Genomic DNA, 11,785 nt, shown 5'->3' on the forward strand with positions numbered 1-11,785 from the left:
CTCGGCGCGGGCAGAACCGCTGTAAAGACGGAATGGTCCCGTGCCGGGATTGATGCGGAAAGGTCGTCCCTTTACAGCCGGGTGCGTCCTTCCAGAGCTTTCATCAGCGTCAGCGTGTCCGCGTGGCTGAGGCCGGAACCGGCAGGCAGCCCCTGGGCAGGGCGGGAAATCCTGCAATCCATTTCTTTGAGCAGATGGTGGAGGTAGGTGGCTGTTGCCTCCCCTTCCACGTCGGAGCCTGTTGCCAGAATGACTTCGCAGTCAGACTGCCGGGAGACGCGTTCCACCAGGGATTGAATGTTGAGGTCTTCCGGCTCCACATCATCCAGTGGGGAAAGCTTGCCGCCCAGGCAGTGGTACAATCCGCGGTAGGCGCTGCTGCGTTCAATGGGGATGACGTCCGTGGCCTGTTCCACCACGCAGATGAGGCGGCTGTCCCGTTCTTCGTCCCGGCAGGCGGCGCAGGGTTCCCCTTCCGTGCTGAAGAATCCGCAGACGGGGCAGGGCGTGACGTGTTCCGCCGCCTGGCCGATGGTGCGGGCAATCGCCTCCGCTTCCCCCATGTGCCCCTGGAGCATCCACAGGGCCATGCGTTCCGCGCCGCGGATGCCGATGCCCGGAAGCTGTTTCAGGGCGGTGACCAGTTCAAGCACGGGAATGGGATAGTCCAGATTATTCATGAGCGGGAGGAGGTTCGGAATGATGCCGGAGGGGAGAGGATGGCCAGAGGATGGCGAGCGCGCCCGCGCCCCCTGCGGAAAGCAGGCATGGGACGGCATTGAAGAAAAAGCCCCACAGCCCCAGCGCCGGGGTAAAGCAGGCCAGAAGCAGGAGGAAAGCGGCCAGAACGGCCGTTTTGCGGAGTGTTCCGCGGATGAGCAGCAAATCGTAAACGAGAGCCAGCGTCAACGCCATGCACAGCAGGAATCCCGTGCCGGGAGAAAGGGAGGGGGCGTCCGCGGGAAGCAGAAACGGGGCGGAGGCCATGGCTTCCTTCAGGCCCCGGGCCCAGACGGGAGTAATGCCCAGGGAGTAGAGCGCCACGATCAGGATAAGCCCGGCTACGGAGAACAGGGCCCAGCGCATGAGCAGAATGTCCTGGTGCGTTTTGGCGGGCATGGCTTTAAATGAAAAAAGCGGAAGCGCGATGGCTGCGGTGGCCGCAAACATCAGCGCTTCCGCCGGAGAAAGGAGAGGCCCGGAAGGGTCAGGCGAACCGTTTCACGATGACGGAGGAGTTATGCCCCCCGAAGCCGAAGGAGTTGCTCAGGACGGCATCCACCCTGGTTTCACGGGCCTTGTTGGGCACGCAGTCCAGGTCGCATTCCGGATCCTGGTTGTCCACGTTGATGGTGGGCGGGACGATGTTGTCCTGCATGGCCATCAGGCAGACGGCCAGTTCCACGCCGCCGGCGGCGCCCAGAAGGTGGCCGGTCATGGATTTGGTGGAGCTGATCAGCAGCCCGTTTTTAGCGTGGTCGCCGAAGACGGCCTTGAGGGCCTTGATTTCGCAGATGTCGCCCAGCGGGGTGGAGGTGCCGTGCGTGTTGACGTAGTCGATTTCTTCCGGCTTCATTCCCGCGTGTTCCAGAGCCATTTTCATGCAGCGGGCGGCGCCGCGGCCTTCCGGGTCCGGGGCGGTAAGGTGGTAGGCGTCCGCAGAGATGCCGTAGCCGACGAGCTCCCCGTAGATTTTCGCGCCGCGTTTCTGGGCGTGTTCCAGCGTTTCCAGAATGACAACGCCGGCGCCTTCTCCCATGACGAAGCCGTCGCGGTCCACGTCGTACGGGCGGGAGGCCCGCTGGGGTTCGTCATTGCGTGAGCTGAGGGCTTTCATGTTGCTGAACCCGGCCACGCCCGTGGGCAGGATGGTAGCTTCCGCCCCGCCGCAGACCATGACGTCGGCGTCGCCGAACTTCATGATGCGCCAGGCTTCCCCGATGTTGTGGTTGGAGGTGGCGCAGGCCGTGACGATAGACATGTTCGGACCGCCGAGGCCGTATTCCATGGAGATGAGGCCGGAGGCAATGTTGCTGATCATGTACGGAATCATGAAGGGGGACACGCGGGCCGGTCCCTTGGAAAGAAGCGTGGCATGCTGGCTTTCCAGCGTGCCGAGACCGCCGATGCCGCTGCCCACCATGACGCCGATGCGGGTTTTGTCCTCCGCGTCCAGATCCAGCCCGGAGTCCTTGAGGGCCATTCCGGCGGCGCCCATGGCAAAGTGCGTGAAGCGGTCCACGCGGCGGGCGTCCTTGGGCGTCTTGAAGTACGGAGCGGGATCGAAATCCTTGACTTCACCGGCGATTTTCGTGGAGTAGCCGGTAACATCCATGGACTTGATGGTGTCAATGCCGCTGCGGCCAGCCTTCATGGCTTCCCAAGTGGATGCGAGATCATTGCCCAGGGGGCTGATCACTCCGATGCCGGTGATAACAATTCTGCGGTCGGTCATAATAAGTGTGCGTGGTTGCAAATAATGCTTAAACCAGAATAGGCGACATTGCAGGAAAGTCAAGCTAATCCCCCCTCTTTCCCGGCGCGGTGGAAACAGGATGGGAGAAAGGCCGTATCCTGTTGCCGGCAAGGGATTTGCGGGTAAGGGTCTTCCCTGTTGCCTGCCGCGGCTCCGGGGCCGTGAGAGGATTTCAGGGTAAATTCCGCCGCGGCGTCCGTGTCCGGCAGGGCGTGGGACGGAGGCCTGCTTCCGGGGGCGGCGGACGGATATTTCTTCCGCCGAGCCCTTTTAACGGGGGACATCCGCCAACATCGGAAGAGGTGCGGCCCGGAATTCCAGGGAAAGGGAGTTGACGCAGTAGCGCGCATTCTTCGGCGTCAGGCGTTCGCCATTGAAAATATGCCCCAGATGGCCTCCGCAGCGGGCGCATGTGATCTCCGTGCGCCGCCCGTAGCCCGCATGGACGCTTGTGACGGCGTCCGGTAGGGAATCATCAAAACAGGGCCAGCCGCAACCGGCATCGAATTTGTCTTCCGACCGGAACAGGAGCGCACCGCATTTGCGGCAGGAATAGATGCCCGGCTCAAAGAAACTGACGAATTCCCCGGAGAAGGGCGGTTCCGTTCCCTGGTGTTCGATAATGCGTTTTTCCGTTTCCGTGAGGGGGCGGCGCGTTTGGGAAGGGCCGGGGTCGGGCACGTCCCGGGAGGCGGGAATTCCCCCATTCACGGCCATGACTCCAGCCACGCCTTCCGCAATCACTCCTATCCATGATGCCCAGTGTCTCCGCTCTTCCTGATTCATATGTGCTTATGACCGGGTTGGGGCGGATTTTGCTCATTCATGAATCAATATCTTGCGGATATCGCCGTTTTTGGGGGGAGTGTCCTGGAAATGCGGGAGTCTATGGAAGGGTTAATACTCCAGCTCCAGCCAGAGCTGTTCCCAGATGCCCTGCCGCTGTTCTTCCTGGGGATGGGAGACGGACAGCCCCAGAAGGCGGAATGTACGGTCTCCGGAATCCAGTTCTTCCATCAGGGTCCGCGCCAGGGGGAGGATGTCCTCCTTTTCCGTCAGCGTTTCCGGAACGGTCGTGCAGCGGGTCTTTTGGACAAAGTCCGGGAATTTAACCTTCAGGGTAAGGGTGTTTCCCCGGAAGCCGGCGCGCGCCAGGCGCCTTGCGAGTTCTTCCGCCAGCAGGGGGAGGTGCTGTTCCTGCGCTTCCTCCCTGGTGACGTTTTCCCGGTAGGTCTCTTCACAACCTACGGATTTGCGGATGCGGGAAGGTTCCACGGGGCGGTCGTCCACACCGCGGGCGAAGTTGTAGAAGAGGGCTCCTATCTTGCCGAAATGCCGCACCAGGAAGTCCTTGTCCCGTGCCCGGAGCTGCGCCCCGTTGGTGATGGAAAGAGCGCGCATGCGTTCGGCGGTGGCGCGGCCGACTCCCCAGAAAGCTTCAATGGGAAGGGCCGCGATGAATTTCTCCGCTCGGGATGGATGGATTGTGAACAGACCGTCCGGCTTGCGGTAATCAGAGGCGATTTTTGCCAGGAATTTGTTGTAGGAAACGCCGGCGGAAGCCGTCAGGCGAAGTTCCTGGCGGATTTCCTTTTTAATCCTCCTCGCAATGTCGACGGCCAGCGGAATGCCCGGCTTGTTTTCCGTGACGTCCAGAAAGGCTTCATCCAGGGAGAGTGGTTCCACCAGGTCCGTATAACGGTGAAAGATGGCGTGTATCTGCGCGGAGACGGTCTTGTACACTTCCATGCGGTTGCGGGTGAAAATCAACTGGGGGCAAAGCTTGAGCGCCTTCATGGAGGGCATGGCGGAACGCACGCCGAAGCGGCGCGCTTCATAGCTGGCCGCCGCCACCACGCCGCGCATTTCCGGCCGGCCTACGGCGATAGGTTTGCCGCGGTATTCGGGATGGTCCCGCTGTTCGATGGACGCGTAAAAGGCATCCATATCCACATGGATGATTTTTCTCTGGTTCATGGGAGCGTTTCATGATTCCTGACGGGGCGGAAAACATGAGGAAATGGGATGCCCCATCATAATCCGGCTTATCCAGCAAGTCCAGTTGGAAGGAGAAGCTTCGGCAGGGAGGCGAAAAAAGGCGGATTTTTTTGGGAACGGGAGATTTAAGTGAAAAAATCTTCCGGCTATGGTACATTCCGGGCATGCCCAGAGGAATGAAGGAACGCCTGTGCCGGGGTCTGGAAAAGGCGCTGCATGTGGAACCCCGTGAATTGCCTGCCGCAGCGGGGGGAATTGTTCTGTTTTTCCTGCTGTTCCTGGCCTATTCCATGTTAAGGCCGGTCCGGGAGACGATGGGCATTGCCGGAGGCGTTCAGAATTTGCAGTGGCTTTTTACGGCTACTTTTGCCGCTTCCATAGGGATCCAGTTTTTATTTGGGTGGGCATCCTCAAAAGTGCGGAGAAAGGCCATTCTTCCGTGGACGTACGGTTTTTTCATTCTTAACCTGGTGGTTTTTGCGGCGCTTGTGCTGGCATGCCCGGGAAATATCTGGACGGCCCGTTCGTTTTATGTGTGGCTGTCCGTATTTAACCTGCTTACCGTTTCCGTGGCGTGGAGCGTGCTGTCGGACGTCATGAAGCCGGGGCAGATGAAACGCCTGTTTGCCCTGATTGCCAGCGGAAGCAGCCTTGGGGCCATTGTGGGGCCGGTGGTGACGGCCGCCCTTGCCGGCGTGGCCGGCCATCTGTGGCTGTTTCTTGCCGCCGCTGTTTTTCTGGCGCTGGCGATGCTGGCGGGAATGTATTTGCACCGCTGGCGTGACAGGACTTCCCCGGAAGGAGCGGGTGTGGGGATTCCTCTTCCGGCCGACTGCCGGGAACGCCCTCTGGGAGGGAATCCTTTTGCCGGGGCGTCTGCCGTGTTCCGGTCTCCCTTCCTGATGGGCATCGGGCTGTTCATTATCCTGCTGGCCGGGACCAACACGTTCCTGTATTTTGAGCTGATGAGCGTTGTAGCGTCTTCCTTCCCTGATCCGGTGCGCCAGACGCAGGTATTCGGAGTACTGGACGCCGTTGTTCAGGGGTGTACCATGCTGCTTCAGGTATTTCTGGCGGGGCGTATTGTTCGGAAATTCGGATTGGCGGCATTGCTGGCGGCTGTCCCCGTTCTTATTTCCCTGGGTTTTGTCTGGATGGCTTTCGCTCCGGTATTTGCCGTCGTGGCCATAGTGATGGCGGTACGCCGCATCGGGGAATACGGAATGGTGCGTCCCGGCCGTGAAATGCTGAATTCCGTATTGTCCCCTGAAGAAAAATACAAGGCCAAGAGCTTTATTGATACGGTCCTTTACCGTGGCGGCGACGCCGTCAGCGCATGGCTGAAGAGCTTCTTTAACGTGTTGGGCTCCCATTCCCCGTGGGCCATGCTGGCCGGAGCCGCCATTTCCCTGCTTTGGGCGGCCACCGACTTCCTGCTTGCGCACAGGTTCCGGAAGATGGCCGGAGTTCAGGGAAAAGAATAATCCCCATGACGGGGAATTCTCCGTCTTGTCCGGATACGGCCTGCTGTTGCGGAATTTTTTTCAGGTCAAGGCTGGCGTGATGCCCTTAATGCGGCGGAAGCGGCAGGGGGAAAACAGATGTTTTTTCCTCCCGGTGACAGATTATTTCTGGAATATTTTTTTATTTGACGGCGGTTTCCGATGTGGCGCCGACATTCGGATTCTCAATCCGCTCCATGAACCGGCTTAGAGGGGAAATTCCATGTACAATATCTCCTGCGGCATCCAACCACCATTTCGATGTTTATCATAATTTGTTTATATTAAAAAGATTGTATTTCTATCAACAAGGTGTCGAGAAAATCAGCCTGTCTAAAAAACAATAGAGGATGCCTGGCACGGAAGGATTTCCTTTGGAGGAGAAATCATCCTGAAAACAGCTTCTCGATGATACTTAAATTGTTTTCCCACAATATTTAGTATTGATTTCGGATTGAGAATTCGTTATTGGGTTCAAAGCCTCTTCGGGTGAAGCAGGCTAGTCATCGTTTCGTTAGATGAATCAATCATTACTCCTATTATTATATTCCTCTGATAATGAAGAAGACACTCATTACGCTCATTGCTCTGGCGGGAATAGCTCATGCCGATTTCACATGGAATGGCGGCAGTGACATTACCCAGCAGCTTTGGCAGACAGAATCCAGCTGGATTATCAGCGAGTCAGATTCCTGGCCGGCAGCCGGAACCGGCCCCGGCACGCCCAACTCCAATGCCTGGTCTCTTATTTCCGTTTCCAATGCGAGCGGTTCCATCACCCAGCTGGAAGGCTGGACATTGAAGCTTGCCCTCAGCAACGGCGCGGATTTGACCGTAGGGAACGTCAAGAAATTCCAAGGGGGTTGTTCTATTGACATTGATCAGTCATCTGCGCTGACCATCAATGGTTTTAGCGGCGGCAACGACGGCGGGATCACGACGTTGAACAACTACGGCACCTTTAACCTGGCTTATTCCAAGAGCCAGGGAGGTGAAGGCTTTAACGTCAATTTGGGAGCCACGGGCGTGATGAACCTTACTTCTTCCAACGGTAATTCATACAATGCCAAGATAGCAAGCCTGACTGCTACGCTGACTCTTGACGGAGGCACCGCCAGCGGAGTAACCGCCGACGGACATCAAATCCTGACCCGGAATCTGGTTTCCCTGGGGGATAATATGTCTTTTGACGGCACGAACACTTCCCTGGAAATGCTCAGCGGCATTGCAGGCGTTGATACCCTCACTGCGGTGGACGATTTGACTAATGCCGAAGTAGGTTCTTATATGGTTACCAAGAATGGGGACGGGTACAGCGTTTCCTATGTGGTTCCCGAACCTGCAGCGGCTTCCCTGAGCCTGCTGGGCCTGGTTGGCCTGGCGATGCGCCGCCGCCGCAAGTAACGGCAAACTTGGATTTCTGTTTCCATGCAGCTCCCTTCCGCGGTTAACGGAAGGGAGTTTTTTATTATTTAACGGAAGGGCGGCATCTTTCCGGAAGATGTCCGGGCAGAACGGGAGAGGGAAGCCGGGAGAATGCACACGCATGGGTCTGTTTTCCCCCGGAGGATGCCGGAACGGGATTAGCTCCTGCTGCTGTCCTACAAACCTGCGGGAAAGAAAAGGACTCCTGATATTGCCGAGAATAACCGCTTCTTTTCAAGAGAAGTGGTAGGCCCGGTAGGAATTAATATATTTATTTACAATAATATATTATAAAATGTGTTCATTATTGTGATAATGTTGAGCACACGGAAGGATGAAAAATAGTCTGAAATAGGCCGAAAAAGGGAGTCTCCTTGAGCGTAGAGGCTCGAACTGGGTCATGGGTCATCTGTGTTTTTGCATGCATGGAGTTGAAAAATTTCATGCAACTATTCCAACAATGCAACGGGAAAAGTATAGGTTCAGGTGAAAGCCTGCGTGTCTTCCGTAGAGGAAACGCAACGGGGCCGCATTTGTATGTTACGGATTGCAAAAGCTCTTTATGTCTGGGGAGCGGTGGACATTGATGAACGCATACCCCGTTTGAAAGAAGCTTTGGATAAGGCTGTTGAAGATATCATTGAAAACCAGGGAAAGGAAATCACTCAAGGGAACGTGGGGGACAGTTCATTCCAGTTCGCGCCAGGTTCCATGACTATTGATTTATGGGTGGAAGCTTTGGGGATGGCTATTCGTTCTCTTGAGCATGGCCGGTTTGAAGGAGGGAATAACGTTGCAAGGATAGTGTTTCGATGAAAGCAGGAAATGTCCAGATTTTGGATCAGTTCGGCCGGCCGTTTTCAAGCCGCCCCATTTACAAGAGCGGCAGTTATGATGACGGGCTGCAGCGGCTTCCGAATTATCTCAAAGAACCGGAACAGCTTTCCGGGAGTCTTACCCGGAAGAACCTCATTTCCGCGTCCCGTCTGTTGTACAAGAACAACGGCGTTGTAAAAGGCGCCGTGAACATGAAGGCTGAATACTCTATCGGGAAAGCGTTTCTGTTCAAATCTCTGTGCAAGAATCCGGAAGTTGCGGCGAAGTATGACGAGTACATCAAGGCGTTTTACAAAGTTGCATGCGTGAACGGAAAGAATTTTCACTCGCTCCTGTATCTGATCTCCACCGCCATCGACATTGATGGGGATTGCTTTGTAATGTTGACGGAAAGCAAGACGGGGTTTCCTCAACTGCAATTTATCCGGGCAAACCGTGTTTGCTCTCCTAAAAATGGCCTTATTGACTCCGGAAAATATAAGGGATTGAACGTGCTGCACGGCGTCATAACCAATCGCATGGGACGTGAAATCGCTTATTGGCTGGACGGCGACGAACCAGGGGGAGGTGAAATCATCCCGGCATCCTCAATACTTCATATCGTGGATGACGACTTTCTTTCCACCTGCCGGGGCGAGCCTCTCTTCTCTCATGGCCTCAAGGAATTCCGATACATTGATGATATCAATACAGCCGAACTTGGGGCCATGAAGATTGCGTCACAAATTGCCCTGGTAAAAAAGAACGAAACGGGAGAAGTTGACATAACGCAGGCTTATGCCAAACCGTCCAATAATGGGGAGGTGCTCATCCGGAATACTGGTGATAAGCAAATTGTATTTTTGAAGTCTGAAGATTCCCTTGACTCCCTGAAGATTGAGCGCCCCTCTCCGAACTACATGAGTTTTTCAGAACGGCTTCTGAAGGGCGTTTTATCCGGGGTGGGCGTGCCCTATGATATCGTGGTCAATCCGGACTCAAGCGGTGTTGGGAACAGAATGTCTCTGTCCAAATTTGACAATACCACGCGAGATCGGGCCACGCTGCTTGAAGATGCTGCCAGACTGCTTGTACAGTATATCTTGGCCGTAGGTATCCAGCGGGAGGACATCCCGCACGCGGAAGGCTGGTGGAACATGATGTTCAGCCGCGCCAAGCGTCCAAGCGTAGACATGGGCCGCGACTCCAACAGCCAGTTGAAAGAGTACAACGCCGGTATTAAAAACCTCACAGAAATCTGTGAGGAAAACGGAACGCAGGTTGAGGACCATTTGAGAATACGTGCCAGGGAAGCCGCCATTGCGGAGAAGTTGCGCCGTGAAGCTGAAGCAGAATTTGGAGTAGAAATCTCTCCGGATTATATCAGGAAGTTTTAATGTGATGAAACCGTTATATTGTGAAGAAACTGCATGGCTGGCGAAGATTCGCCAGCGGAAGAGCCTGGAACCGAAAGCCGCAGGGAATCCGGATTTTGACTTCTCATTTTTCATTCAGACACGCCAAAAAGCGCGGGTAATTGGGTCATCCTTGGTGATTGACGTGATTGGGCCTCTATACGGTGACGGCGTGCCGTTGAATGAAGTCTTGGGCGGCACGAATTATCAGTCCATCGTGAAGGAAATAAAGGGTGCTGCCGGGAACATTGATGAAGTTGTTTTCATTTTTGACTCTCCGGGAGGTGACGTGCAAGGCTGTCATGAAACAGCAGAATTGATTAAATCTCTGCCAGTGGAAACAGTGGCTTATGTCAAAGGCATGTGCTGCTCTGCCGCCTATTATTTGGCTTCCGCTTGTGATCAAGTGGTCGTGACGGAAACGGCGCTGGTTGGCAGTATCGGGACGGTCATCAGCCTGTGGAATGCCAAGAGTGAGGAAATATTGACTATCACGAATGATGATGCTGTTTTCAAGCATCCGGAAACCCCGATGAATACGGAGGCAATCGCCTATTACAGGGATTTGTGCAACAAGATCGCCGGGCGGTTTCAGGAATTTGTGGCTTTAGGACGTCCCGGTTTATCTGCGGATGCGTTTTCCGGCAAGGTTTTTGTGGCGGAAGATGCTGTTTCCCTGGGCCTGATTGATGATGTAATACCCTGGGTCGATTTTCCTGGAGTGGTATGAAAACGCAACGGTTTTGTCATAAGTATGGCACTATTCAAGTCTGATCAAAATATCGTTGATGCGCTCAAACAAGAGCTTGCCCCTTTTGGGGCAGAAATGAAGAATGGGATTAAAGAAATCCAATCCTCTATTAAAGATCTTTGTGAGCGTGTCGAAGCCCTGGAAAAGGAGAATGTCAAGCTCCACGCATCCGTTGCCCTCAAGAAAAACCAGCTTGAGGAAGAAGCCGATACGAAGGCGAGCCAGAAGGCCGCTGAAATGGTGGCTGGTATGGGACATAAAGCCGTAGTGGATAAGCCGGAAGACGGCGAAGAAAACTCCTCTATCCTGGAGCAGTACTCAGCTCTTTCCGGAGAGGAACAGAGGAAGTTTTATGCTGCTCATAAGGATGAGTTGGTAAAACTTTGCAAGTAATCAATAACAATATTAACGATTAAAACCATTTTTTAGAATTATGGCTCTTTCAGATGCTCACAAGATAGTTATTCACAGTGAAGTCATTTCTTCTTTGCGTAAAGCTCTGGCTCCGCTGGAATACTTTAAGAAGGATTTTCGAATGGAGTATGCTTCTGAGATTAAATTCAAGAATGTAAAAGCCGCCGGAAATATTACTGAAAACCCTTCTGATTACCAGACGGATAAAGAAAATGAAGGGGATTTAATCCCCCTGTCACTTACTGAACTCCATCAACCCTGGCGCATTACGCCCGCCGAAAAGCGGAATGGGTGGAAATTGGCGGATTTGGCAAAAACGAACGCTACGGCGTTTGCCAATAACTTGAACAAGCGCATACTTTCCCTTGTTACAGCGGATGGAGCCAAGGTTATCGGTACGGCTGACGCTTTCACAAAGCGTAAGTGCATCAACCTCAGCGGAGACGTAGAATCCGACGAACCTCACCTTTTGCTGGCGCCTGATTATTACCGAGCTATTCTTCCGGAAAATACGACGGAATTCCGGCTTGATGGAGGCGCTTACGGATTTGATTCCATCCATAAGGTCAAGACCTCCGTCTTTGCTGATAACGTAGTCGGTATTTCCTATGATGGAGGTGCGGTTGCTGTTGGTTCCGCCCTTCCGGAGATCGACGAGGCTTTCAAGGATGATATCCATTCCGAGGTCATTCAGGTGGAAGGTCTTGCTGGTCTTTCTATCCTGTTTTGCACTTGGCTTGATTTGAAAACTCGCGCGGAATGGGCTTCTCTGGGCCTGATGTTCGGGGCAAAGATTCTCGAGGCTGACAAGGTGAAAGGATACGTTGCCGCTGCTGTTGCGTCAGATGAAGGCTGATTTTCTTTGTATTCATGCTGGTGTTTACCGTCCCGGATTTGTCCGGGGCGTTTTTTTGTGCAACGCACCGCCATTTGTATGAGATTCACAGAGGCTGCCAACGTTGCTCACCGGAGTATTAACCGGGTATTG

General features: G+C 54.5%; 12 protein-coding genes. 7 read left to right on the forward strand and 5 right to left on the reverse strand.

Annotated features, from left to right (window positions below):
- Positions 1 to 71 precede the first annotated feature (71 nt).
- From recR to dinB, 5 genes are all read right to left on the reverse strand, one after another.
- A complete protein-coding gene (recR, locus tag CI070_RS03020; RefSeq protein WP_094135451.1) occupies positions 72 to 680 on the reverse strand; it encodes a recombination mediator RecR in 609 nt (202 codons plus the stop codon).
- On the reverse strand, positions 673 to 1,119 hold the full coding sequence (locus tag CI070_RS03025) for a hypothetical protein (protein ID WP_143245503.1): 447 nt from the start codon (positions 1,117 to 1,119) through the stop codon (positions 673 to 675). Before CI070_RS03025 ends, recR begins: the two co-directional genes overlap by 8 nt.
- 88 nt (positions 1,120 to 1,207) lie before the next feature.
- Positions 1,208 to 2,455, reverse strand: coding sequence for a beta-ketoacyl-ACP synthase II (gene fabF, locus CI070_RS03030; RefSeq protein WP_094135453.1), 1,248 nt, complete (start codon positions 2,453 to 2,455; stop codon positions 1,208 to 1,210).
- Between the two features lie 291 nt (positions 2,456 to 2,746).
- The gene (locus CI070_RS03040) at positions 2,747 to 3,262 is read right to left on the reverse strand and encodes a peptide-methionine (R)-S-oxide reductase (RefSeq protein WP_256943514.1); all 516 of its coding nucleotides are present in this window, start codon (positions 3,260 to 3,262) and stop codon (positions 2,747 to 2,749) included.
- A gap of 111 nt (positions 3,263 to 3,373) precedes the next feature.
- Positions 3,374 to 4,453 (reverse strand): DNA polymerase IV, encoded by a 1,080-nt coding sequence (dinB, locus tag CI070_RS03045; RefSeq protein ID WP_094135455.1) that lies wholly within the window; start codon positions 4,451 to 4,453, stop codon positions 3,374 to 3,376.
- 185 nt (positions 4,454 to 4,638) lie between these two features.
- Here dinB and CI070_RS03050 point away from each other — a divergent pair, with 185 nt between their 5' ends.
- From CI070_RS03050 to CI070_RS03085, 7 genes are all read left to right on the forward strand, one after another.
- Positions 4,639 to 5,958 (forward strand): NTP/NDP exchange transporter, encoded by a 1,320-nt coding sequence (locus CI070_RS03050; protein WP_094135456.1) that lies wholly within the window; start codon positions 4,639 to 4,641, stop codon positions 5,956 to 5,958.
- Positions 5,959 to 6,534: 576 nt separating this feature from the next.
- Positions 6,535 to 7,380 (forward strand): PEP-CTERM sorting domain-containing protein, encoded by an 846-nt coding sequence (locus tag CI070_RS03060; protein WP_094135458.1) that lies wholly within the window; start codon positions 6,535 to 6,537, stop codon positions 7,378 to 7,380.
- A gap of 558 nt (positions 7,381 to 7,938) precedes the next feature.
- The gene (locus CI070_RS03065) at positions 7,939 to 8,217 is read left to right on the forward strand and encodes a hypothetical protein (RefSeq protein WP_143245504.1); all 279 of its coding nucleotides are present in this window, start codon (positions 7,939 to 7,941) and stop codon (positions 8,215 to 8,217) included.
- Entirely contained in the window at positions 8,214 to 9,614 is a 1,401-nt protein-coding gene (locus CI070_RS03070) for a phage portal protein (protein ID WP_094135460.1), read from the forward strand. The genes CI070_RS03065 and CI070_RS03070 overlap by 4 nt, the downstream gene beginning before the upstream one ends.
- 4 nt (positions 9,615 to 9,618) lie before the next feature.
- A complete protein-coding gene (locus tag CI070_RS03075; RefSeq protein ID WP_094135461.1) occupies positions 9,619 to 10,362 on the forward strand; it encodes a S49 family peptidase in 744 nt (247 codons plus the stop codon).
- Between the two features lie 24 nt (positions 10,363 to 10,386).
- Positions 10,387 to 10,776 carry a hypothetical protein gene (locus tag CI070_RS03080; protein ID WP_094135462.1) on the forward strand — a complete coding sequence of 130 codons (390 nt, stop codon included), beginning with the start codon at positions 10,387 to 10,389 and terminating at the stop codon, positions 10,774 to 10,776.
- A gap of 40 nt (positions 10,777 to 10,816) precedes the next feature.
- Positions 10,817 to 11,653, forward strand: a complete 837-nt coding sequence (locus CI070_RS03085; protein WP_094135463.1) for a hypothetical protein — start codon at positions 10,817 to 10,819, stop codon at positions 11,651 to 11,653.
- Positions 11,654 to 11,785 lie beyond the last annotated feature (132 nt).

The organism is Akkermansia muciniphila, assembly GCF_900184965.1.
Classification (GTDB): domain Bacteria; phylum Verrucomicrobiota; class Verrucomicrobiia; order Verrucomicrobiales; family Akkermansiaceae; genus Akkermansia; species Akkermansia muciniphila_A.

What these genes read in the sequence shown, in the direction of transcription:
- fabF (WP_094135453.1), bottom strand. Translation starts at nt 2,455, where the DNA reads ATGACCGACCGCAGAATTGTTATCACCGGCATCGGAGTGATCAGCCCC.
- CI070_RS03050 (WP_094135456.1), top strand. Translation starts at nt 4,639, where the DNA reads ATGCCCAGAGGAATGAAGGAACGCCTGTGCCGGGGTCTGGAAAAGGCG.
- CI070_RS03060 (WP_094135458.1), top strand. Translation starts at nt 6,535, where the DNA reads ATGAAGAAGACACTCATTACGCTCATTGCTCTGGCGGGAATAGCTCAT.
- CI070_RS03075 (WP_094135461.1), top strand. Translation starts at nt 9,619, where the DNA reads ATGAAACCGTTATATTGTGAAGAAACTGCATGGCTGGCGAAGATTCGC.
- CI070_RS03085 (WP_094135463.1), top strand. Translation starts at nt 10,817, where the DNA reads ATGGCTCTTTCAGATGCTCACAAGATAGTTATTCACAGTGAAGTCATT.
- CI070_RS03040 (WP_256943514.1), bottom strand. Translation starts at nt 3,262, where the DNA reads ATGAATCAGGAAGAGCGGAGACACTGGGCATCATGGATAGGAGTGATT.
- CI070_RS03065 (WP_143245504.1), top strand. Translation starts at nt 7,939, where the DNA reads ATGTTACGGATTGCAAAAGCTCTTTATGTCTGGGGAGCGGTGGACATT.
- CI070_RS03070 (WP_094135460.1), top strand. Translation starts at nt 8,214, where the DNA reads ATGAAAGCAGGAAATGTCCAGATTTTGGATCAGTTCGGCCGGCCGTTT.
- dinB (WP_094135455.1), bottom strand. Translation starts at nt 4,453, where the DNA reads ATGAACCAGAGAAAAATCATCCATGTGGATATGGATGCCTTTTACGCG.
- recR (WP_094135451.1), bottom strand. Translation starts at nt 680, where the DNA reads ATGAATAATCTGGACTATCCCATTCCCGTGCTTGAACTGGTCACCGCC.
- CI070_RS03025 (WP_143245503.1), bottom strand. Translation starts at nt 1,119, where the DNA reads ATGCCCGCCAAAACGCACCAGGACATTCTGCTCATGCGCTGGGCCCTG.
- CI070_RS03080 (WP_094135462.1), top strand. Translation starts at nt 10,387, where the DNA reads ATGGCACTATTCAAGTCTGATCAAAATATCGTTGATGCGCTCAAACAA.